This is a genomic window from Streptomyces sp. NPDC040405, assembly GCF_055595765.1.
Genome location: NZ_JBVIVI010000024.1, coordinates 20,210 through 44,077 on the forward strand (window position 1 = coordinate 20,210; position 23,868 = coordinate 44,077).

Genomic DNA, 23,868 nt, shown 5'->3' on the forward strand with positions numbered 1-23,868 from the left:
CCCATGACCGAGACAGGACAACGACCACTGTCGGCCGCGCAGTCGGGCATCTGGTTCGGCGACGAACTCGACCGCGACGGGCGGCGCTATGTCGTCGGGCAGTATGTGCACATCCACGGCCCCGTCGACCAGGAGCGCTTCGAGGACGCCGTGCGCACCGTGGTCTCCGGCAGCGAGACCCTCAGGGTGCGGTACGAACGAACCCCCGGCGGCGTGGTGCAGCGCGTGGAGCCGCTCACCGACTGGCGTCCGCGGTGGATCGACCTGTCCGCCGGACCCGATCCGCTCGCGGCCGCCCGGCGGTTCATCGCCGACGAGTTCGACCGGCCCTTCGACGTGACCCGGGCGCCGCTCTTCGAGCAGTATCTGATCAAGGCCGGAGAGGACGACCATCTCTGGTGCGTCCGCTTCCACCACATCGTCTGTGACGGCTCCGGGCTGTCCGTGTTCATCCGCCGCGTCGCGAGCGCGTACACGGCGCTGTGCGCGGACCGGCCGGTGGAAACCGGGGTCTTCGACCGGCTGGAGACCCTGCTCGCCGAGGACACTCGCTACCGGGAGTCGGACCGGTTCGCCGCCGACGCCGCGTTCTGGGCGGGACGGCTCGCGGGCGTGGCGGACCCGCCGATGTTCGCCGAGGGCCCGGTGCCCGGCGACTCGCGTGGCCATCTGCGCACCACCGCGCTGCTTCCCGCCGGGCGGTGGGACCGGGTCCGGGCCGGGGCGGAACGGCTCGGCGTCCGGTGGCCCGCCCTGTTCTGCGCGGCGGCCGCTGTCGCGCTCCACGCCGACAGCGGCGAGGGGGACATCGTCCTCGGGCTGACCGTGGCCGCCCGGACCGGCAAGGCCGCCCGGGAGGCCATGGGGACCGTCTCCAACGTCCTTCCCCTGCGGCTGCGGGTGGAGCCCGGCGCCACCGTGCGCGACTTGGTGCACGCCGTTGCCACCGAAACGCACACCGTGCTGCGCCACCAGCGCTACCGGTTCGAGGACATGCTGCGCGACGCCTCCGCGCTGGCCGGTGGACACCGGCTCATCGGGCCCACCCTCAACCTCATGACCATGGACCGGGACTTGGACTTCGCCGGTCGCCCGGCGACCGTGCACGAGGTGTCGCCCGGCCTCACCGACGACTTCACCATCGGCGTCTATCACAACGGCGAACCCGATCTGCGGGTCGACGTCGACACCGGCGCCGCCCGCCACACCGAGCGGTCCGCAGCCGCGCATCTGGACCGGCTGCTGGCCACCGTCTCCGCCCTCGCCGACGCCCCGGACGAGACCACCGTGGCGGGCCTGCGCACCCACCACGTACCGTTACCGTCCCACCGGCCGCCGCCGGTGGCACCCGACGAGGCCACCCTGACCGGCCGCTTCGAACGGCAGGCCGCCGCCACCCCGCACGCCCCGGCCGTCACCTGCGCAGGGCACACCCTCAGCTACGCCGAACTCGACGCCCGCGCGGACGAGCTGGCGCGGCGCGTCACCGCCCACGGCGTCCGGCCGGGCGCGCTGGTCGCCATCGCGCTGCCCCGCTCCGCGGAGCTGGTCACCGCGGTGATCGCCGTACTCAAGGCGGGCGCCGCCTACGTACCGCTCGACCCGCGGTACCCGGCCGAGCGGCTGGCCGAAACCCTCGCCGACTGCGCTCCGTCGCTGCTCATCACCGGCTCCGACACCGGGGCCCGAACGTCCACGCCGCACTGCCCGGTGCTGCTCACCGACGCGCCCGGCACCCTGGGGCCAGCCGACGGCGGGGCACGGGCCCACACCCCGCCACGGCCGCCGCGTCCGGCCGGACCGGCGTACGTCATCTACACGTCCGGCTCCACCGGACGACCCAAGGGTGTCGTCGTCACCCATCGCAATGTCCTGCGTCTCTTCGCGAACACCGCCCACTGGTTCGACTTCGGGCCCGACGACGTATGGACCCTGTTCCACTCCTACGCGTTCGACTTCTCCGTCTGGGAACTGTGGGGCGCCCTGCTGCACGGCGGAAGGCTGGTGGTCGTCCCCGCGGACACCACCCGCTCACCCGACGACTTCCTCGCCCTCCTCGCCGCCGAGCGGGTCACCGTCCTCAACCAGACCCCCTCCGCGTTCACCCAGCTCGCCGAGGCCGACGCAGCGCACCCCGAACACCGCGACCGGCTCGCGCTGCGCTATGTCATCTTCGGCGGCGAGGCGCTCGAACCCTGGCGGCTGACCGGCTGGTACTCCCGGCACGCCGACGACGCGCCCCGGCTGGTCAACATGTACGGCATCACCGAGACGACCGTCCATGTGACCGCCCATCCCCTGGACGCGGGGACGGCCGCGGCCGGGGGCGGCAGCGTCATCGGCCACCCCATACCCGATCTGCGCGTCCATCTGCTCGACGCCGCGCTGCGCCCCGTACCGCCCGGCATTCCGGGCGAGATGTACGTCTCCGGTCCCGGTGTCGCGCTCGGCTACCTCGGCCGCGCCGCGCTCACCGCGCAGCGGTTCGTCGCCGACCCGCACGGGGCTCCCGGGGCCCGCATGTACCGCAGCGGCGACCTCGCCCGGCGGTGGCCCGGCACCGGCCTGGAATACCTCGGCCGGGCCGACCGGCAGGTGAAGATACGCGGCTTCCGCGTCGAGCCCGGCGAGATCGAGGCCCGGCTGACCGGTCTTCCCGGCGTCGCGGGGGCTGCCGTGATCGCCACCGAGGACCGGCCCGGCGACCGGCGGCTGGTCGCCTACCTGGTGACGGACGCGCCGGGCGCGGAGCGGGCGGCCGAGGAGGCCGCCGCCCGGCTGCCCGCCCATCTGCTCCCCTCGGCCTTCGTCGCCGTCGACGCGCTTCCGCTGACCGCCAACGGGAAGCTGGACGTCCGCGCCCTGCGCGCGGTACGGCCCACCGCCTCGGGTGTCTCACGCCGGCCCGAGGGAGAGCTCCAGAGCACCCTGCACCGGCTGTTCGCCGACGTCCTCACCCTCGATGCCGACGGCTTCGGCGTCGACGACAGCTTCTTCACCCTCGGCGGCGACTCGCTGCTCGTCCACCGGCTCACCCAGCGGGTACGCACCGAACTGGGCGCCATCCTGACCATCCGCCAAGTCTTCGACACACCCACCGTCGCGCGGCTCGCGGACACCGTCGGCGGCGGCATCGCGGCCCCAGAGGAGGACCGGCTCCGCCCGGTCGTCCCCCGCCCCGCGCGACTGCCCGCCTCCTACGCGCAGCGCGGACTGTGGTTCCTGCACCGCCTGGGAGAGCAGCGCTCCACCTATCACATCCCACTGGCCGCCACCCTGAGCGGACCGCTGGACACCACGGCGCTCCGCGCCGCCCTCGCCGATGTGCAGCACCGCCACGAGAGTCTGCGCACCGTCTTCCCCGGCGACGGCGAGCCCAGCCAACTGGTGCTCGACTCACCGGCCGTCCCGCTCACCGTCGTGGACCTCACCCGGCGGGAGGAGCCCGCGCTCGACGAGGCCGTACGGGCAGAGGCCCGCCGGGAGTTCGACCTCGCCGGTGACCTGCCGTGGCGGGCGGCCCTGTTCCGCACCGGACGCGATCACCACGTCCTGCTGCTGGTACTGCACCACATCGTCGCCGACGAACACTCCCTGCACCCGCTCACCCACGACCTGGCCGCCGCCTACACCGCGCGGTCGGCCGGACGGGCACCGGGGTGGCCCGCCCTGCCCGTGAGTTACGCGGACTACGCCCTGTGGCAGCGGCGCCGACTCGGCGACCCGCAGCGCCCCGGCGAAGCGCTCACCGCCGAACTGGACCACTGGCGCGCGACGCTGCGCGGTGCACCCGAGGTCACCCCGCTGCCCGTCGACCGCCGGGCCCCGGAGAGCGCCGCCCACCCCGGTGACGCGATCCCCTTCACCTGGGACCGCGACCTGGCCGCGGACCTCAGGAAGCTGGCCGCCTCCCACGGGGCCACGGTGTTCATCGTGCTGCACGCCGCCGTCGCCTGCCTGCTGCACCGGATGAGCGCGGGCACCGACGTCATCGTGGGCACGGTCACCGCCGGGCGGGACGAACCGGCGCTGGACCAGCTCGTCGGTCTCTTCGCGGAAACCGTGGCCCTGCGCACCGATCTGTCCGGCAGCCCGGGGTTCAGCGAGGTAGTGAGCCGGGCGCGCCGGACCGACCTGACGGCCTTCGCACACCAGCGGGCCCCCTTCGAACGCGTCGTGGAGGCGGTCAACCCCGCCCGGGCGCTGGGCCTCCATCCGCTCTTCCAGGTCATGATCACCCTGCATTCGGGGGAGCAGCCGGCCCTCACCCTGCCCGGGGTCCACCACACTCCCTACGCCCTGGGCCGGGTGATGGCGAAGTTCCCGCTGCTCTTCGAGTTCACCGAACGCGCCGACGGTACCGTCGAGGGGTTCCTCGAGTACCGCACCGACTCCTTCGCCGAACCCACCGCCCGGCTGATCGTGACCGCGTTGCGGCGGCTCGTCGAGGCCGCCGTCGCCGAGCCCCGACGGCCGTTCGACACCCTGCCTCTCTTCGAGCCCGGCGAGGAGGAGCGCCTCGTACCGCCCGCAACGGCCCCCGTGGCCGCCGCCCGCCCGGCGATGGCGCCCGCCACCGACTCCCCCACCGGCTCCCCCACCCAGGCACTGCTCGCCGCCCTCTTCCGATCCGTTCTCGGCGTCGAACACGTCGGGCCCGACGACGCCTTCTTCCGCCTCGGCGGCGACAGCATCCTGGCCATCCGGCTCGCCAATCGCGCCCGGAGCCAGGGCGTACCGATCGGCCCGCAGGACGTGTTCACCCTGCAGAGCGTCCGGGCGCTGGCCGCGGCCGCCGACAGCGCGGTGCCCGTCACGGCCCCCGCCCGGGAGGACCTGACCGGGCCGGGCGAACTGCTCACCACTCCGATCGTGGACTGGCTGGCCGGGCTCGGCGGCCCCATCGACGGCTTCGCCCAGTCGGTGGTGTGTACCGTCCCCGCGACCGTCACCGAGGACACCCTGCGCGCCGCCCTCCAGACCGTCCTCGACCACCACGACGCGCTGCGTATCCGCCTGACCGGCACCGAGGGCCCCGGCTGGCGGCTGGAGGTCCGGCCACCGGGCGACGTACGCGCCGAGACCTGCCTGCGCCGGGCCGCCGTCCCCGAACACCTCGACGGCGAACGGCTGGACCGGCTGATCGACGGGCACGGCCGGGCGGCCCGGCGGGAACTCGACCCTCGCCGGGGCGACCTGGTCCGGGCCGTCTGGCTGGACGGAGCATCCCAGCGGCTGCTGCTGGTCGTCCACCACCTCGCGGTGGACGGCGTGTCCTGGCGGATCCTCCTCCCCGACCTCGCCGCCGCTCACGCCGCCGCCCTCACCGGCGCCACCGCCCGGCTGGAGCCCGTCCCCGTATCCCCGCGCACCTGGGCCGCCGCCCTCCACGCCACGGCCGCCGGACCGCTGCCGGACCGTGAGGAAACCTACTGGCGGCGGACACTCGCGCGCGGCGGACACATCCTCGGCGCCCGCCCGCTGGACCCGCGGCGGGACATCGTCGGCGACACCGCGTCGCTGACCACCACCCTCGACGCCGAGCGGACCGCCACGCTGCTCACGGCGGTACCCGACCGGTTCCACTCCCAGGTGTCCGATGTCCTGCTGGCCGCCCTGTCCGTCGCCCTGCGGCGCTGGAGTGCCCACCACGGCGGCCCGGTACTGGTCGACTTGGAGGGCCACGGTCGCGACACCGGCCTAGGGGAGCTGGCCGAACTGGATCTGTCGCGCACCGTCGGCTGGTTCACCGTGCTGTATCCGGTGGCGCTGGACGCCCGTATCGAGGACTGGGACGCCATGCGCCGCGCCGGGGACGGCCTGGCGCGCGCGGTGAAACAGGTCAGGGAACAGCTGCGCGCCGTACCGCACAAGGGCGTGGGCTACGGACTGCTGCGCGGGCGCGGTGCGCTGCCCGCCACCTCCGCCGCCATCGCCTTCAACTACCTCGGCCGGTTCGACACCGGTCCACAGGGCCACTGGGAGATCGCCCCCGGATCCTTCCGGGGCGAGGCCGACCCCGGGCTGCCCGTCCCGCACGCCCTGTCCATCGACGCGTTCGCCGAGCCCGGCCCCGGCGGGCCGACGCTGCGCGTGGTGTGGACCTGGCATCCGGGGGTGCTCGACCGGCCGGCGGTCGCCGAACTCGCCGACACCTGGCGCGAGGTCGTCACCGCGTACGTCACCCACCACCCCCATCTCGCGGCGGGCGGGCGCATCCCGTCCGACTTCGCCCTGGCCCGGGTGACTCCCGCCCGTCTGGAGGCCCTGGAGGAGGCCCATGGCGACCTCACCGACCTGCTGCCCGTCACCCCCCTCCAGAGCGGACTGCTCTTCCACGCCTTCTACGGCGCCGACCACGAGCACACCGACCCGTATGTGGTGCAGCTGGAGCTGGGGCTCTCCGGAGACCTCGACCCCGAGCGGCTGCGCGAGGCCGTCCGCCACACCCTGGCCCGGCACCCCCAACTGACCGGCGCGTTCGCCGTCGACGGGCTGGACCACCCCCTCCTCGTCCTGCCCGCCGCCGTCGAACCGCCCTGGCGGATGGCCGATCTGACCCGGCTCCCCGCCGCCCGGCGCGCCCCCGAAGCCGCCCGGCTGGCCCGCCGGGAGCGACGGCTCCCGATTCCCGTCCACACTCCGCCGCTGCTGCGCTTCCTCCTGCTCCGCACCGACGACCGCGGCTGGCAGCTGGTCTTCACTCACCACCATCTGCTCCTCGACGGCTGGTCGGTGGCGAACCTGCTCCGCGAGATCGTTTCCACCTACGGCGGCCGGACGCCCCTCCCCGCACCCCCCTACCGCGACTACCTCGGCTGGCTCGCCCGGCAGGACACCGAAGCGGCCCGGGACGCGTGGCGGCAGGCGCTGGACGGCGCCGAGCCGACGCTCGTGGGCCGGTCGGGCAAGGACGGCTGGAGCGACCCCCTCGCGCTGCACACCTTCAGCCTCCCCGCCGACCTCACCGCCCGGCTCAAGGAGCGGGCCGCCCGGTGGAACACCACCCTCAACACCCTGGTCGAGACCGCGTGGGCGCTGCTGCTCGGACACCTCACCGGACACGAGGACATCGTCTTCGGCAGTACCGTCTCCGGTCGCCCCGCGGAACTCGACGGAGCCGAACACCTCATCGGGCTGCTGATCAATACCGTCCCGGTACGCGTCCGGCTCCACCCCGGCACCGCCCTCGGCGACCTCGCCGCCCGCAACCAGCGCCGCCGCGCCCGGCTCCTCGCCCATGAGCACCTCGCCCTCCACGACATCGAGGAGACGGTGGGCGCCGGGCCGCTCTTCGACAGCGTGCTGGTCTTCGAGAACTACCCCCTGGACACGGCCGGGTTCACCGAGCCCGGCTCGGGCCTGCGCCTCGAAGCCACCGATGTGCACGACGGCACCCACTACCCCCTGGCGCTCGTCGTGCTGCCACGGGACGGCCGCATCGACTTCCGGCTGCTGCTGCGCCCCGGGCAACTGCCCGACGTCCACCCGGACGATCTGCGTGCCCGGCTGCTCGCCGGTTGCGCCGCCCTCGCCGACCTGCCCGAGGACACGCCCGTCGGCCGGGTGCACCTCCTCCCCGCCGACCGGCGGGCCCACCTCCTCGCCTGGGGGCAGGGCACCCCGGCCACGCTCGCCACCACTTCCCTGGCCGCCACCTTCGAGGCGGTCGCGGCGGCGCACCCGGCACGGGCCGCGGTGTGGAGCGACGGCGCCGAGATCAGCTACGCCGACCTCAACGCCCGCGCCAACCGCCTCGCCCGGCACCTCGCCGACCAGGGCGTCCGCCCCGGAACACCGGTCGCCACCGCCCTCGAACGGTCCCCGCAGGTCGCCGTCGTCTCGCTCGCGCTCGCCAAGCTCGGCGCCGTCTGCGTCCCCCTGCACGGGGACCTGCCCGAGGAGCGGATCCGCTGGATCACCCGCCACAGCGGCGCGACCCTCACCATTGACGCGCCGGAGGACGCGGAGCACCGGGCCCGCCACCGGTCCCCGGCCAATCTCGACCGCGTCCTTCCACCGGATCTCACCGCATGCCTGATGTTCACCTCGGGCTCCACCGGTCGGCCCAAGGCGGTACGGGTCACCCACCGCAACATCCTCGCCCGCGCCGCCGACCGGGCCTGGCGGGGGGAGGAGCACGCGCGCGTACTGTTCCATTCCCCGCACTCATGGGACCCGGTGGTGTACGAATTGTGGACCCCGCTGCTCACCGGCCGCACCGTCGTGGTCGTCCCCCCGGGCGACCCGGACCCCGACCGGTACGCCCGGGTCATCCGCGACAGCGGGGCCACCGCGGCCTGGCTGACGGCGGGCCTGTTCGACCTCATCGCCGAACAGCGTCCGGCCGCGCTCAGCGGCCTGCGCCGGGTGTCCACCGGCGGCGATGTCGTCGCGCCCGCCGCGGTCGACCGGGCCCGCCGGGAGAACCCGGGGCTGGACGTGGTCAACCTCTACGGGCCGGTCGAGACCACCACCTTCGCGCTCGCCCATCCGATCCCGGCGGGCGCCGCCGGCACCTCCGCCCTGCCCATCGGCACACCGATCGACAACACCCGCGTGGCCCTGCTCGACTCCGCGCTGCGGCCGGTGCCCCCGGGCGTCCCCGGAGAGATCTACCTCACCGGCGACGGGCTGACCGACGGCTACCACGACGCCCCCGGGCTCACCGCCGAGCGGTTCGTCGCCGACCCCGCGGGGCCCCCGGGAACCCGTATGTACCGCACCGGCGACCTCGGACGCTGGGACACCTCCGGCCGGATGCACTTCCTCGGCCGCGCGGACAGCCAACTGAAGATCAATGGCTTCCGCGTCGAACCGGGCGAAGTCGAGGCCGCCCTCGGCAGGGAGCCCGCGGTCGCCGCCGCGGCCGTCGTCGCCCACGGCCACGGCCCCTCCGGAAAAGCCCTCACCGGCTACGTGGTCCCCCGGGCCGAACTCGACACCGCGGCCCTCCGCGCAAGCCTCGCCGCCCGGCTGCCCCGGCATCTGGTCCCCGCCACCATCGTCACCGTCGACGCGCTCCCGCTGAACCGCAACGGAAAGGTCGACACCAGGGCCCTGCCTGCTCCGCACACATCATCCGGCCGGGTGGCCCGTACCCCGCGCCAGCACATTCTCACCGGCCTCTTCGCCGCCGTGCTGGACGCCCCCGGCATCGACCTGGACGACGACTTCTTCGCCCTCGGCGGCAACTCCATCTCCGCCATGAGGCTCATCGGCCGCATCCGCGCCGAGCTGGGCAGCCCGGTGTCCCTGCGCGACCTGTTCGACGCACCCACCGTCGCGGCCTTCGAACAACACCTCGGCCACGACACCGGCCGGCGTCCCGGGGCCGGACCGGAGAAGCTCCCCACCGACCACCGACCCGCCGAACGCCGCCCCGAAGAGCTCCGACCCGCCACCGGGCCGATTCCGCTCTCCCCCGCCCAGCTGCGCCTGTGGACCGTCAACTACCTGCGCGGCCACCGCCCCGACTACCTCATCCCGCTCGCCCTCCACCTGACCGGCCCCCTGGACACCGCCGCGCTGCGCGCCGCACTCGACGACGTGGTCGCCCACCACGCCATCCTCCGCACCGTCCTGCCGTACACCTCCGACGGACAGCGGCAGCACATCCTGCCGCCGGAGGCGGCCCCGCTCGACTTCGCCTGCGCCGACCTCCACGACACCGCCCTCGACAGCGCGATCACCACCGAACTCGGCACCGGCTTCGACCTGATGACACAGCCGCCGCTCCGGGCACGGCTGTTCCGCACGGCCCCCGAGCGCCACGTACTGCTGTGCGTCCTCCACCACGCCGCGGCCGACGGGCACGCGCTCGGCACGCTGATCGAGGACATCCGGGACGCCTACCAGGCCCGGCTGCGCGGTGCCGCGCCCCAGTGGTCACGGGCGCGGGCGAGTTACGCCGACTACACCTTCTGGCTGGGCGAACGCCTCGGCGACGAGCACGACCCCGGCAGCCTCGCCGCGCGGCAGGCCCGCCACTGGTCCCAAACCCTCGCGGACCTGCCCCCGGAGCTGCCGCTCCCGACCGACCGCCCACGCACAAACGCCGCCGACGGCCGTGCCGCCGACGTCCCCTTCACCCTGGACGCGTCCGCCCACCGCCGGGTGGCGGAGGTCGCCCGTGACTGCGCGGCCACCACCTACACCGTCCTGCACACCGCCCTCACGGCCGCGCTCACCTCGCTCGGCGCCGGCCACGACATCCCGGTCGGCGTCGCGTTCAGCGGCCGCGACGAAGAGGACTTCGACCGGCTCGTCGGCTGTCTGGTCAACACCGTCGTCCTGCGCACGGACACCTCCGGACGCCCCACCTACCGCCGCCTGATCGGCCAGGTCCGCGACCGGCTGCTGACCGCACACGACAACCAGGAACTGCCCTTCGACGCGGTGGTGAACCGGCTCAACCCGCCGCGCTCCCGCTCCCGCCACCCGCTGTTCCAGATCGCCGTCACCCACAGCGAGGAAGCACCGGCCATCCGCGAACAGCCCTGGGCGAACGGACTCCGGGCGCGCGTACGGCCGGTCCCCGTCACCCACACCGAAATCGACCTCCTCCTCCAGATGCGGGAGCGGAAGACCTCCGACGGAGCGCCAGCGGGCATCGACGGCGAACTCGTCTATCAGTCGGCCCTCTTCGACGCCTCCACGGCACGGCACATTGCCGCCACCATCGAGGCGACGGTGGCGGCGATGTGCGACAACCCTGACGACCTGATCGAGGGGTGAGCCGGAGGCGGGGTCGTTCACCGGAGGTCTGCCGTCGCGGCAGGTAGGGGCAGTCCCGTAACCGGGGCCTCGCCCAGAGGTCTCCACCCGCGCTCGCCACCAAACGCCCCGAGCGGGAGGTCGCCGTCAAGCTCGCCGGGGAGATCCACTCCTCCGGTGTCGCCTTCACCCTCGTCGTCCACGAACGGCTCACGGGCCCATGCCGTGCCGCTGGTCAACTTCTCGACGGGGCCCTGTGGCCACGGACCGCCTACCGGCACGAGGAGTAGTCGCCATCGGCAGCAGCTCGGGACAGTTCATGGTTTCAGTGCGTTCAGCTTCTCCCGGAGCCGCTCAGAATCCTCCTCGCGGTGCTGTGTCCGGTACAGATCGGCAGCCTGCTGCCAGTTCTGGCGAGCCTGCTCGTGTTGGCCGAGGGCGGCGTGCACGTGCCCCAGCCAGTCCAGGGTGTCGGCCTCGCCGTAGGCATGATCGATGTCCCGCAGCAGGGCCAGTGCTTCCTGGAAGCGGGGCAGGGCCAGTGTGTGCTGCCCGTTCTGATGGGCCAGACGGCCCAGCGTGCCAAGGACGTCTGCCTCGCCATCCCGGTCCTGGTGACGACGGAACAGGGCGAGCGAGGTCTCACCATGGTCGCTGGCCTCCTCGTACCGACCCAGCCGGATGCAGTACATGCAGACCTGGTTGTGCGCCTGGGCTTCCCAGACCGGCGTTTCCAATGTTCGAAAGAGGGCGAGGGCGTGGCGGGCGTGTTCAAGCGCCTGCTGATAGTCCTCCCGGCGCTCCCAGGCATAGGCCAGTACCAGGCGGGTGTGAGCCGTCTGGGCAGCGTCTTCGGAGGACTGGCTCAGGGACATGGCCTGGTGAAGGTGTTCTAGTGCCTCTTCGTGGAGGTTGGTTCTGATGCAGGCGATGCCCAGGTTGCGACGGGCGAATATCTCTGCCTTCGTGTCGCCGAGTTGCCGGGTCGCATTCAGCCCTTTTCTCCAGGCGGCGAGTTGGGCGTGCAAGTGGCCGTTGCGTCGGTGAAAAGTGTCGAGTACCCATGCCATCCGCCACACCACTTCGTGCCAGCCTGAGTCGACAGCCAGCCGCTGGGTTGCCAGCAACCCGGCGTGCTGGGTCTCCAGCCAAGTCAGCGCTTCTGCCTGATCCGTCAATGCCAGCGGGCGGCAGTCGGCGGACGGCTCCGGGAATTCGATCTTCGTGCGGTGCGGGTGCAAGATCTGTTCTGCTGCGCGGGCTGTGTGGAGGTAGAAGTCGGCCAGTCGCCGCAGCGCGGCATTGCGCTCTTCCTGCCGGTCGGTCCGTTGGGCCTGCTCCGCCGCGTACAGGCGCAGCAGATCGTGCTGGCGATAGCGTCCGGGTGCGAATTGCTGGACGAGGTGGGCGTTCTCCAGTTCCCGCAGTGCCGCGCGCACGGCGGTGGCCGGCCTGGCAACGAGGGCCGCAGCGGCGGTCGGCCCGATCTCCGGCCCCGGCGACAGTCCCACGAGCCGGAATACCTCGGCCGCCGCGACGGTCAGTGCGCGGTACGACACGGTGAAGGTCGCGCGCACATTGGCCGACAGCTCGCCTGCGTCCAGTGCGTCCAGCCGTGCCGACTCGTCCTGGAGCTCCTCTGCCAGCATTGCGAGCGGGAAGTCCGGGTGGGCCGCCGCGCGGGCTCCCACCACGCTGATCGCCAGTGGCAGTCCCCCGCAGTGCTCCAGCAAGGCGGCGACGGCTTCCGGTTCGGCCGCTACCCGGTCCTGGGCCAGGTGACGCCCCATCAACTCCCGTGCTTCGGTGTCGGTCAGTACGTCGAGCGTCAGTATCCGGGCCCCGTGGACGCTGGCCAGCCCGGCCAGCCGTCGGCGGCTGGTGACCAGCACCATGCAGGTGGCGCTGCCCGGCAGCAGCGCGGCCGCCTGCTCGGTATCGGCAGCGTTGTCCAGCACGATCAGCATCCGCCTGCCCTCGACCAGGCTCCGGTACAGCCCGATCTGAGCCTGCACGTCCACCGGCACGGATCCGGCTTCCACCCCCAGGGCATCGAGGAACCCGCGTACGGCAGCGGTGGGCACGAGGGGCTCGCCCGAAGGGTCGAAACCGCGCAGGTCCACGTAGAGCTGACCGTCCGGGAACCGGTCGAGGTTCTGGTGAGCCCAGTGCAGGGCCAACCAGGTCTTACCGATACCGCCGATGCCGCCGATCGCGAGGATCACCACCGCTCCGCCCGGCTCATCCGAACAGTCCAACTCCGCGCTGAGTTGCGTCAGTTGCGATTCCCGACCAGTGAACCAGCGCGGGCGGGCGCGAAGCTGACGGGGTACCGGACCGGACACTCCGGCGCGCGGGGCAGGCTCAGGATATGGGAGGGCCAGGGCCGGGTCGGCGGTGAGGATCTGCTGGTGCAGCCGGAGCAGCGGTGTGCCGGGGGCGGCGCCCAGTTCCCCGGCCAGCCGCCGCCGGATGTCCTGGTAGCAGGCCAGGGCGTCGGCGGTCCGTCCGTTGCGGTACAGGGCGAGCATGAGCTGACCAGCTACTCGCTCGTCCAGCGGGTGCTGCCCTGCATGGGTGGTGAGGTCGGGCAGTAGCTCGCCGTGCAGCCCCCGCCGTAACCGTATGTCGGCGCTGTCCAGCTCGGCCGAGAACCGTTCCCGTTCCAGGACCTGGCGCAGATCGCAGAACCATGGGGTATCCACGGTGGCGAACGCCTCCCCCCGCCACTGCCTCAACGCCTGCCCCATCAGCACCGCCGCCTGATCGTCGCCAGCCGTCCGGGCCTGCGCGACCAGGTCACGGAACCGGTGCAGGTCCACAGCCGCCGGATCCACCTCCAGGACATAACCGCCGGACCGCCGGGCGATACCCACCTCCCCTGCGGCGAGATCCAGCGCCTGGCGCAGACGAGACAGATAGCCATAGAGCGTCCCCTTGACCCGCTGCGGCGCCCGACCTGCCCAGACACGCTCGATGAGCTCGTCGACCGGCACCACCCGGTTGGCATCCACGAGCAACACGGCCAGCACACATCGCTGCCGAATGTGCCCCACATCCGCCAGACGGCCATCCACGCGCGCCTCAATCGTGCCGAGTAAGCCGAACTCCACCGCCACCCCGACCACCCCCTCCACCGGAACCCTAGGCCCGGGACAACCGCCCCACCAGCCGTTTCAAGGTCCATCCAAGAATCGTCCGATACCCGCCGAACACAGTGATGCCGGTCCCGACCGTCCCCAACTACCTGAGGAGAGAACGATGCGACTGCGCCATGCCTGACGACCGCCGCCATCGGCGCGGCATCGCACGCGGCACCAGGGCAGTGCTGGCGCAGGGCAGCACCGCCGAAGTGGAAACGCTCAGGCAGCCCCCTGTCCGGCGCGACACGGCCGGCCGTCCACGCCACCCGTCAAGCATCCACCGGAGGAGGAGATGACGCTGTACCAGGCCATGTTCCGCAGCGACGACGTACCCGCGCAAGAACGCGGGCCGACCGCCAAAACGTTCATGCCGACGGACGTCACCAGCGACCGCACGGACGACTTCGAAGCGCCACCGCGCGCGCTGGACCTCGGGACCCGGTCCCTGACCGCCATCACCGTCGGGCCGCTCCAGGTACTGCTCACCCCGAAACCGGTCCGCAGATCCGATCCCGAGCTGTACCAGCTGGCACTTCCCTTATGCGGCTTTCAAATGCTCACCCACGCCGACCAGGACACCGCGCTCGGGGCAGGAGAGATGGTCCTCTACGACAGCTCCCGGCCGTTCGACGGGGTGGTGACCACACACCATGGCCCCGCCCAGCTCATCCAGGTCCAATTCCCCAAAGCACTACTGCCTCTGGCCCCCGAAAACGTGGACCAGCTCGTCGGCGTACGGCTGTCCGGCCGTGAGGGAATCGGCGCACTGCTGGCAGACTTCCTCATCCGCCTGGTCGGAGATGCCCATCACTACCGCGTGGCAGACGCCACGCGGCTGGGCAGCATCCTGCTCGACCTGCTGACCGCCCTGCTCGCCCACGAACTGGACGCCGAAGCTTCCGTACCACCCGAGTCGCACCAACGCTCGCTGACGCTACGACTCCAGAACTTCATCGAACGGCACCTCGGCGATGCCCGCCTCTCCCCACAGACCATCGCGGCCACTCATCAGATCTCTGTCAGCTACCTCTACAAGCTCTTCCGAGAACAAGGCCTGACCGTCGCAGGGTGGATCCGGAGACGACGCCTGGAGAACTGCCGCCGCGACCTGGCCGACCCCCGTCTGGGCTCCCGCCCGGTCCACGCGATCGCCGCCCGCTGGGGCTTCGCCAGCAACGCCCACTTCAGCCGCGCCTTCCGCGCCGCCTACGACATCACTCCTACTGAGTACCGGTACACAGCCGCACGCAGCCGCGCTCAAGAACCGTCAACAACCTTGTAGAGACAATCAACGTCTGCAACTGACGATCAACGTTGACACCTTGGTCTCCGGGCCAAACGGCGCCTGGCGGTGATACGCCACGTCGAAGAAGTCACCGGGGACGTCGCGATGTCCTGCCGCTACTTCGGGATCAGCCAGCAGGCGTACTACACCTGGTACCGCCGCTACCAGGCCGAGGGCGTCAAGGGACAACGTCCTCCAACGCCTGCCGTTCCAGGGTCGAGGTCATCCAGACCGACAACGGGGCCGAGTTCCAGTCCGCCTTCCACTGGCACGCCCTGGACAAAGGCATCGTCCACACCTACATCAAGCCCCGCACACCGCTGCTGGGGCAAGGTCGAACGATCCCACCGCATCGACGCTGAGGAGTTCTACCGCCTGCTCGACGGCATCGTCATCAATAACGCCGAGGTCTTCAACGACAAGCTGCGCGAGTCCGCCCCCACGGCGGCCTCGAAGGCCATACCCCCTACCAACGCCTCGACCAGAAGAACGACCCGGGGGCGTAAACGTCGATCGTCAGAGGCACACCTAGCAGGGTCCTTGTGCTGTGCGTGACGGCCGTGGGGAACGCAATGGCCGGAGCGCGTCGTGCTGATCGGCCGCTCGCCACCGGAAATGCCCCTGGCTGCCGTGTCCTGGGCCCCGGTGCCGGGGCCGCGGCGGCCCTTTCACCATCGCAGGATGGTGCACCGGGCCTCTCTTCAGCGCCCTGCTGGCCGGCTGCGAAGGCTATGCACCACCTTCCGTACGCACACAGATCGTCCCCCTCGGAGCCGGGCTGAAGAGCACTTTCGCCGCCGCCGGCGCCTCAGCCATCGGCGCATGCAGCGGCCTCGGTGGGCGCTCGCTTGTCAGGCAGGATGACGATGGTTCGGTGGAGTCACCGGGCGAGGGAAGCAGCGTCATGAGAGGCGAGCGTTCAGGGGCAGTTCGTGTTGCTCGACGAGATGCGCCGCGCCCATAGCCGGTATTCCCTGGTCTGCGCCGAAGGAGGCCGACGGGGCCACGGTGACCTTTCTGGACGACTGGCGGCTGGCCCATCTGCCGCCCGACACCATGATCACAGGCTGCGCTGCCAGGAACCGCTGGGGCTTGGCCCTCGCGAACGTGGCTGCCCGCCAGCCGACAGACTGGCGGGCAGCCCGGGCTCTGCGGAGCCGCAATCGTGTCAGTAGTAGAGCCAGAGCTGGAAGACCCCACCCGAGTAGGGGCCGCGGCACTGACCGGGGATCCCCAATTCGTTGTTGTAGTGGTCGGCCCACATGTCGCACACCCCACGGCTCGAGTACCTCTGACCCGAGTCCCGCCATGTCGCCAGGATGGAATCACCACCCTGAACACTGCTGGCAACGGTCGGCGCGGCCGGGGGCGAGGCGGCCTGGGCGGGGGCGACCATCGCCCCCAGGGCGAGCACGGCACCGACGGCCGTGCCTGCGATGGCATTACGGATACGCATGACTTACTCCTCTGCTGGAATTTTCAGTCCCGAGTTCAGGGGCTGCGTCAGCATTGACGTGATACACCGAGCATGTCACTAGCATGCCCGCGGGTCGTTGACTGTTCTTGCATAGTTGTTGACGGTCTCTACCTGTCGCGTACTGGAGCGAAAACACTCGGAACTCCGGTCCCAAAAGAATTGCCTACAAACATGCGTGGCGATCTCGGCGGCGACTTCACCGAGGAAGACGCGACTGCTGACGTTCACGGAGGTGTGGTGGCGTCAGGCTGCGCGGACCAGGTGTGCGGGAGCCAGTCTCACGCTCCTGCTCGTCGATCTTTCGCGCCCTGTCGGCATCCCCAGTTCCGCCTCGGTGGCGGACAGGTGCCCCTATTTGCGGGCATCAGGCCAGCACATTCCGCAGCCAGGACCGTTCCGCGCGGCTGGTGGCGACGGACGATGGTAAGCGAGGGGAGGAGTGGGGATGGCGCATATCGGGGCTTGGGGGATCTCGATGACGGCGCGCCAATCGCCGTAGAGGAGGCAGAAACGCCTCCAGCGCCACGTCCGGACACAGGGTGCAGGGATTGCCAACAAGCATGCAGAGATAGTCAAAGACTTGTGCTGCCTTTCTTGGCATTGTTCTCTCCGCGAGACGGCAACTGCCACACGTCGGCCCGAACACACGCCCACAGGGAGAGCTGTGAAAATTTCACGCGCACTGAAGACTGCCGTCCCGGCGGCTGCCGCATTCAGCCTCATGGCCGCATCCCCTGCAGCCGCCGCCGACTACAACGGGTGCACCACCCGCGGCTGTGCCGGTGTCTACAACTACCGGTACGAACGCATCGACGGCTTCGACACGTACAAGATCTGGATCGACAACGTGGTGGTAACCGACCTGCAGAAGGACGATGGGTACACGCCGAGTCTTAAGATCAGATACAACAACTCCAACGGAGCGCAAAGCAAGCACATCTGGGGAACAGACAACGGCAACACCGAGTACCTCGGCGACGTCTACATGTTCGACGTGAAGGACGTCTCGTTCCAGGTCTGCCACCTCAGCCCGGCCTCCACCAGCACCTGCAAAGCGCTCCAGCGCCAATGAGCAGAGCCGCCGAATTGGCTACCACCTCCTGTGCGTCCTGGGCCAGTGGGCCCGAGGCGGGGCCGGAAGTGGCGGGCGCGGATTGCTGGGCGGGGGGGGGTCATTGCGGTGTCTCCCGCACGAGGTGATGGTTCCGGCCATCGACGCCTCGGGCGGTTGCTCCAGCACGGTCGGCAGGCGTAGGCGGTGTGGACGCCGCCGTTGGCCGTGCACAGGTTTTGACGCGGATCCGGTAGCGGTCCCGGCGTTACCCCGACAGGCGTAACGCAGCCTGATCGGATCCGTTCTTCGCGTTCGTACAGTGGGCCCATGTGGCGCCTTCCGCAAGCCGGTACCCTCGCCGTCCTCAAACTCCCAGCCGCCCTGCTCCTGGCTACCCTCGTACTGATGGGCTTCGGCACGCTCCTGTCGGCGGGGGGTCTGACCGTGCTGACGGTGCATCCCACGCGAACGGTCACCCCGAATCCCACCGACACGGACACCACGTCCGGCCCGCCGACCTCACCGCCCACCACGCCGCCGACCTCACCCGTCACGTCTCCGCCCACCTCCCCCCAGACCAGCCCCGCCCAGCAATCCGCGCCCGCCACTTCCGGCCCCGCCTCGGGCCCGCTGGCCCAGGACGCACAGGAGGTGGTAGCCAATTCGGCGGCTCTGCTCACCGCCTGGATCGGGCTGATCAGCCAGGTACTCGGGCTGCTGACGGCGATGGTCGGCTTGGCCGCCGCGGGCCGTCGGCCAGCCGCCGAGCCCGCCGACGGCGGCGGGTCCGAATCGCCCAGGGACAGGCGACGTCATCAACGGTGACCGCCGGGATGTCACGCCGCTGGAGTACCAGGGGTCACGCCGTTGCCGGTACCTCAGTGGGAGATTCGTAAGCATTTGAGTGGATCTGCCGTCGCCTGATGGTGTGGTGGCGGTGCGGAATCTGCTGGTCCGCGGTTGTTGCTCTGCTGATGTGACCGGGTGAGTGAACGTAAGCCGTACCCGAGTGACTTATCGGACGAGCAGTGGTCGTTGATCGAGCCGGTGATCACCGCATGGAAGGACCGGCACCGCTCGGTCAGCGGCCACCAGGGCGCCTACGACATGCGGGAGATCGTGAACGCGATCCTCTACCAGGGGCGGACCGGCTGCCAGTGGGCCTACCTCCCGCACGACCTGCCGCAGAAGAGCGCGACGTACTACTACTTCGCCGCCTGGCGAGACGACGGAACCGACCAGGTCATCCATGAACTCCTGCGCTGCCAGGTCCGCGAACGCGCCCGCCGATTAGAGGACCCGACCCTGGTGGTCCTGGACACCCAGAGTGTCCATGCGGCCGCCGGGGTCCCCGCCACCACGAGTGGCCACGACCCCGCCAAGCGGGTGCCAGGCCGCAAGCGCGGCCTGGCCGTGGACGTCCTCGGCCTGGTCATCGCAGTCGTCGTCCTCGCCGCGAACACCCACGACAACACCGCGGGCAGCATCCTGCTGGACCAGGTCGCCGAGCACGCCGGCGGAACCGTCCGCAAAGCCCTGGTCGACCAGGGCTTCAAGAACCAGGTCGTCGCACACGGCGCCGGCCTGGGCATCGACGTCGAGATCGTCGAACGCAACCCGCAGAACAAGGGGTTCGTGCCGCAGCCGAAGCGGTGGAGGGTCGAGCAGACCTACGGGATCCTGATACTGCACCGGCGTCTGGTCCGCGATTACGAGCACCGCCCCTCCTCCTCCGCCTCCCGCGTCTACTGGGCGATGACCCACGTCATGACCCGGCGCCTCACCGGTGCGAACGCCCCCACCTGGCGCGTGGCGCAGGGGGTGGCAGCGTGAACATCCAGCCCCTGCTCGACGCCCTGGACCTCCAGGAAGACGCCGCCCGGGCCCTGGCCGACGACCTCCGCACACAGATCGACGACCTGCAGGCCCGGCTGCGGCAGGCCGAGACTCATCTGGAGCACCTCGCGATCACCCGCAAGACCATCACCGGCCTCGCCGACCGGCTCCCGGCCACCGCGCCGGAGCTGCCCGAGCACCCGGACTACCCCCGCATCCTCGCCGCCTTCAATCACGCGACCGGGCCGCTACGAGCCAAGAACGTCTGCGAAGCCCTCGGCCACGAACTGCTGCCGAAGAACATCGAAGGCACCCGCGCCAAGCTGAAACGCCTGGTCAAACTCGGGATCCTCACCGAAGCCGACACCGGCAACTTCGCCAGGAAGCAATAGCCGATGGAACCCCCACCAGCGGCCTTGCTCCCACCCCAACCGGAAACGGGCATCACCTTACGAACCGCCCTCTTACTGATCTTTTCGTAAGTTCGGTGGGTGTGGTGGGTGGATGGTCAGGCCGGTATGGGCGAGGAATGACCATGGCAGTCGGGGGGTGGCGTTGATGCGGTGGATGCCTTGTTCGGTGGCGTCGGCGACATCGGCGAGGTGGTCGCCGGCGAGGTTGGCGAGTTCACGCTTCTTGAGCGAGGACCACAGCAGTTCCACCGGGTTCAGCTCGGGAGCGTAGGCGGGTAATCGCTCCAGGGTGAGCCAGTCCTGTTCGGCGACCCAGGCCCGCATCGCCCGGCTCCAGTGGGCAGACAGGCCGTCCCAGACCAGGACCACTCGCTCGCCGCGGTAGAACACCTTCACCTGCTCCAGGACCTCGATGAGCCCGGCGGTGTCGTAGCTGCCGGGCTTGAGATGGAAGCACAGGCGGGCCCGCGATCGGGGTCGCTGGAGTGGTAGCCCAAGGCTCCGGCCATCGACGCGCGCTTCCAGTTCAGGCGGTGCCGCAGGAGCGGAGTCCGCCCTCGGGGCGAGTAGGTGCGGCGGATCTGAGGGAGCAGGGAGACGCCTGATTCGTCGAGGAAGACGATCCAGGCACGTGTGTTCACGGCCCCTTTTTGATGCGCGGCCACTCGTGCGCGATCCAGCGGGCGATTTCCGACTCGTCCCGCTCGACCGCCCGCCGCTCGGGCCGTTGCAGGCTCCATCCGAGCCGACCGGTCAGCAGCCGCCATACCGACGCCCTCGACAACACCACCCCCGTTGCCCGGGTGACGACCACGCCGACTCGTTCCAGGGTCCACAGGTCGGCCTCGAAACCATGAGCCTGGGCACCTTGTTCCAACGCGTCCCGGACGGTCTCGACCTGGGCGTCATCCAGCTTGGGCGGGCGACCGGTGGCCGCACGCCGCCGCAGGCCCGAAGCACCGTCTTGCTCCCACACCCGACGCCAACGGCGCACACTCTCGGCACAGACACCCACCGCCCGCGCGATCTCAGCATTCGAGGCGCCCTCCTCGAACAACTCGACCGCCCGAACACGCCGTGCCTCCGCCAGCTGAGGCCGCGACAAAGGAGGAAGAGAAGAGCGGGCAGCCGAAGGCGAGGGTTGATAAGCCACCCCGGAAGCCTCCCACTCGCAAGGCCAGCACACCCACCGAACTTACGAAAAGATCAGTAAGAGGTCGTTGCATTTGGCGAGGGGAGGGCTGCAGGGGCGTCGCGTTCAGGAGGGGGAGCTTCGGTAAGGGGCCAAGCTGTCCCGCCGGCTCGCTCCGCACTGTGGGCCTCAAGTGGTAGTAGCGGGAGGCTTGCACGCACGTATTGCAACGATCGATCTAAAATGGCTAAGGTGGCAGCATGGCTCGACCGCGGATGTTCGACGAGGAACGGGCCCTGGACGCGGCGATGCACACGTTCTGGGAGAAGGGCTACGAGGCCACTTCCACCCAGGACCTGTGCGAAGCCACCGGGCTGGGGCGCAGCAGCATCTACAACACGTTCAAGAGCAAGCACGACCTGTTCGAGCGTGCGCTGGCCCACTACATCGACACCATGACCACCGCCCAGCTGGCCGTCCTGGAGGACACGCGGCGCTGTGCCGCCGACCGCATCGGCGGCCTGTTCGCCATGGTCGTCGACGGCGAGACCGAGCATCGGGCCGGAGGCCGCAGCCTGGGCTGCCTGACCGTGAACACCACGGTCGAACTAGCCGCTCGCGACAGCCGGGCGGCGGAACTGCTGGAGCGCGACACCGCCCGCAGGCTCGCGGTGCTGCGCGCGGTGATCGAGGAGGGTCGCCGGGACGGCAGCATCACCTCCCAGCGGGACGCCGGAGCACTGGCCCGCTTTATCAATGCAGCGATCGGCGGCATGCGCATCTCCAGCCAGGGCGGCGCCGACCGGACCGCACTGGAGGCGATCGCCGAAGTCACCCTCGACGCACTGACCCGCTGACTCACGCGCCACCCGGGCGATGCCCTATACATGCCTACGTTTTGAACTGACCAATCCATAACCCTTCATCACCACGTCACCCGGCCCCCACGCCGGTCGGTGTCGACCTCCAAGGAGACAAGACCGTGCCCCGTGCCGTATACGTCCTGGCACTCGGCATCTTTGCCATGGTGACCAGCGAGTTCGTGGTCGCCGGACTGATGCCACAGATGGCCGACGGCCTGAACGCCACCATCCCGCAGATCGGATACCTCATCACCGCGTTCGCGGTGGCCATGGCGGCCGGCGGGCCGTTCCTCACCGTGGCTCTCATGAAACTCCCGCCGCGGACGGCACTGATTGCGCTGTTCGTCATCTTCCTGGCGGGCAACGTCCTGGCTGCCACCGCGTCTGGCTACTCCACGATGATGGCCGCGCGGATCATCACCGGCATCGCCTCACAGGCCTTCTTTGGCGTGGGTATCTCGATGTGCGCCCAGATCACCCGCCCCGAAGTCCGCGGCCGCGCGATCGCTGTCGCGATGAACGGCCTCATGCTCGGCACGCTGCTCGGACTGCCCATCTCCACTCTGGTCGGCGAGCGCTTCGGCTGGCGCGCGGCGTTCTGGACCATCACCGCCATCACCGTGATCGCCGCCGTGGCCACCTGGTTCGGCGTTCCCCGCATCGAGCGCGCCGAGGGCGGCGGCGGCTTCCGGCAAGAGGTCGGCGTCTTCAAGAAGCCCAAGCTGTGGCTGGTGCTGTCCACCAGCACGCTTATCATCGGCGCCACCTTCTCCGCCTTCAGCTACTTCAACCCGATCCTCACCGACCTCACCGGCTTCTCCACCGGTACCGTCCCCGTCCTCCTGATCGCCTACGGCGCCTCCACCGTCGTCGGCAACAACATCGTCGGCCGCTTCGCCGACCGCCACACCGTCCCCGTCCTCGCTGTCGGCCTCGTCCTCAACACCGTGTTCCTGACCGGCTTCGCCCTGCTCGCCGACCTGCCCGCACCGGCCGTCGTCTGCATGATGGGTATCGGCCTGGTCGGCGTCACCATGAACCCGGCCATGGCGACCCGCGTCCAGCGCACCGGAAACGCCGGCCCGCTGGTCAACACCGTCCACTCCTCCTTCATCACCCTCGGCATCATCCTCGGCTCCTCCATCGGCGCCGTCGTGCTCGACGCCTGGGGTCTGCGCGCCCCGCTCTGGCTCGGCGCGATCATGGCACTGCTAGGCCTGGCCACCGTCCTGCCCGACCTCGCCCGCCGCTCCACCCCCGCAACCGGCCTTGGCTCCCCGCGCCCTGCTGAACAGACAGAAGGGTGTGAGCCATTGCGTCACTCGGCAAGGCGGCGGTAGCAGATGACGGCTACGGCAATGCCGGTGAAGGCAAGGAAGTGCTCGGCCTTGCGCTCGTAACGGCGGTGCAAACGACGGAAGCCGCCCAGCCAGCTCACGGTGCGCTCAACAGTCCACCGGTGTCTCCCCAGCCGAGTCGAAGGCTCGACGCCCTTACGGGCGATACGGGGTGTAATACGCCGACTGCGAAGCCACATCCGCAGGTGGTCGTAGTCGTATCCCTTGTCGGCGTGGAGCTTGGAGGGGCGGCGCCGACGAGGGCCGCGGCGGGAACGGATCGGGGGATGCCGCGGATCAAAGGCTCGAGCCCCAGGCTGTCGTGGGTGTTGGCAGCAGAAATGCCAACCGAGAGGGGCAGACCGGTCCGCTCGGTAACCAAGTGGATCTTTGAACCTTTCTTGCCCCGGTCTACCGGATTCGGACCCGTCAGCTCCCCCCCTTCAGCGCCCGCATGTTCACCGAGTCGATCGCGCACCGCGACCAGTCCAACTCACCCTTCCGGCCGAGTTCGTCCAACACCAGCCGGTGCAGCTTGGCCCAGACCCGAGCTCTGCTCCACTCGGTGAACCGTCGGCACACGGTCGACCAGGACGGTCCGAACGTCTCTGA

At 70.4% G+C, this 23,868-nt stretch carries 12 protein-coding genes and 2 pseudogenes; 9 read left to right on the forward strand and 5 right to left on the reverse strand.

What is annotated here, in order from left to right; genetic code table 11:
* Positions 1–3 precede the first annotated feature (3 nt).
* Positions 4–10,737, forward strand: a complete 10,734-nt coding sequence (locus ACZ59A_RS43345) for an amino acid adenylation domain-containing protein (protein ID WP_470970978.1) — start codon at positions 4–6, stop codon at positions 10,735–10,737.
* A 296-nt stretch (positions 10,738–11,033) separates the two neighbouring features.
* On the opposite strand, the gene ACZ59A_RS43350 is transcribed toward ACZ59A_RS43345, so the two are convergent.
* A complete protein-coding gene (locus tag ACZ59A_RS43350) occupies positions 11,034–13,835 on the reverse strand; it encodes an AfsR/SARP family transcriptional regulator (RefSeq protein ID WP_470970981.1) in 2,802 nt (933 codons plus the stop codon).
* Between the two features lie 316 nt (positions 13,836–14,151).
* On the opposite strand from ACZ59A_RS43350, the gene ACZ59A_RS43355 reads away from it, so the two are divergent.
* Both ACZ59A_RS43355 and ACZ59A_RS43360 read left to right on the forward strand, forming a co-directional pair.
* A complete protein-coding gene (locus ACZ59A_RS43355; protein WP_470970983.1) occupies positions 14,152–15,141 on the forward strand; it encodes an AraC-like ligand-binding domain-containing protein in 990 nt (329 codons plus the stop codon).
* 63 nt (positions 15,142–15,204) lie between these two features.
* Positions 15,205–15,650, forward strand: a pseudogene (locus ACZ59A_RS43360) (hypothetical protein).
* Between the two features lie 662 nt (positions 15,651–16,312).
* On the opposite strand, the gene ACZ59A_RS43365 reads toward ACZ59A_RS43360, so the two are convergent.
* On the reverse strand, positions 16,313–16,600 hold the full coding sequence (locus tag ACZ59A_RS43365; RefSeq protein WP_470970985.1) for a hypothetical protein: 288 nt from the start codon (positions 16,598–16,600) through the stop codon (positions 16,313–16,315).
* Positions 16,601–17,285: 685 nt separating this feature from the next.
* Here ACZ59A_RS43365 and ACZ59A_RS43370 point away from each other — a divergent pair.
* The 4 genes from ACZ59A_RS43370 (at position 17,286) to ACZ59A_RS43385 (ending at position 19,903) form a co-directional block, all read left to right on the forward strand.
* The gene (locus ACZ59A_RS43370; RefSeq protein WP_470970988.1) at positions 17,286–17,693 is read left to right on the forward strand and encodes a hypothetical protein; all 408 of its coding nucleotides are present in this window, start codon (positions 17,286–17,288) and stop codon (positions 17,691–17,693) included.
* Positions 17,694–18,002: 309 nt separating this feature from the next.
* Entirely contained in the window at positions 18,003–18,500 is a 498-nt protein-coding gene (locus tag ACZ59A_RS43375; protein ID WP_470970989.1) for a hypothetical protein, read from the forward strand.
* 159 nt (positions 18,501–18,659) lie between these two features.
* A complete protein-coding gene (locus tag ACZ59A_RS43380; protein WP_470970991.1) occupies positions 18,660–19,508 on the forward strand; it encodes an IS5 family transposase in 849 nt (282 codons plus the stop codon).
* Entirely contained in the window at positions 19,505–19,903 is a 399-nt protein-coding gene (locus ACZ59A_RS43385; RefSeq protein ID WP_470970992.1) for a hypothetical protein, read from the forward strand. The genes ACZ59A_RS43380 and ACZ59A_RS43385 overlap by 4 nt, the downstream gene beginning before the upstream one ends.
* 72 nt (positions 19,904–19,975) lie before the next feature.
* On the opposite strand, the gene ACZ59A_RS43390 is transcribed toward ACZ59A_RS43385, so the two are convergent.
* Positions 19,976–20,551 carry a transposase gene (locus ACZ59A_RS43390; protein ID WP_470971010.1) on the reverse strand — a complete coding sequence of 192 codons (576 nt, stop codon included), beginning with the start codon at positions 20,549–20,551 and terminating at the stop codon, positions 19,976–19,978.
* A gap of 10 nt (positions 20,552–20,561) precedes the next feature.
* On the reverse strand, positions 20,562–21,110 hold the full coding sequence (locus ACZ59A_RS43395) for a winged helix-turn-helix domain-containing protein (RefSeq protein WP_470970993.1): 549 nt from the start codon (positions 21,108–21,110) through the stop codon (positions 20,562–20,564).
* A gap of 206 nt (positions 21,111–21,316) precedes the next feature.
* On the opposite strand from ACZ59A_RS43395, the gene ACZ59A_RS43400 reads away from it, so the two are divergent.
* Positions 21,317–21,913, forward strand: coding sequence for a TetR/AcrR family transcriptional regulator (locus tag ACZ59A_RS43400; RefSeq protein WP_470970996.1), 597 nt, complete (start codon positions 21,317–21,319; stop codon positions 21,911–21,913).
* A gap of 125 nt (positions 21,914–22,038) precedes the next feature.
* Positions 22,039–23,259: an MFS transporter gene (locus tag ACZ59A_RS43405; protein ID WP_470970998.1), complete on the forward strand. Its 1,221-nt coding sequence runs from the start codon at positions 22,039–22,041 to the stop codon at positions 23,257–23,259.
* Here the strand turns inward: ACZ59A_RS43405 and ACZ59A_RS43410 are convergent.
* Positions 23,238–23,859: pseudogene (locus ACZ59A_RS43410) on the reverse strand (IS5 family transposase); the annotation flags it as partial. The gene ACZ59A_RS43405 and the pseudogene ACZ59A_RS43410 sit on opposite strands and share 22 nt — an antisense overlap.
* Between the last annotated feature and the right edge of the window lie 9 nt (positions 23,860–23,868).

Excerpts from the sequence above, each read along its gene's own strand:
- ACZ59A_RS43345 (WP_470970978.1), top strand. The coding sequence starts at position 4 with ATGACCGAGACAGGACAACGACCACTGTCGGCCGCGCAGTCGGGCATC.
- ACZ59A_RS43355 (WP_470970983.1), top strand. The coding sequence starts at position 14,152 with ATGACGCTGTACCAGGCCATGTTCCGCAGCGACGACGTACCCGCGCAA.
- ACZ59A_RS43365 (WP_470970985.1), bottom strand. The coding sequence starts at position 16,600 with ATGCGTATCCGTAATGCCATCGCAGGCACGGCCGTCGGTGCCGTGCTC.
- ACZ59A_RS43375 (WP_470970989.1), top strand. The coding sequence starts at position 18,003 with ATGTGGCGCCTTCCGCAAGCCGGTACCCTCGCCGTCCTCAAACTCCCA.
- ACZ59A_RS43400 (WP_470970996.1), top strand. The coding sequence starts at position 21,317 with ATGGCTCGACCGCGGATGTTCGACGAGGAACGGGCCCTGGACGCGGCG.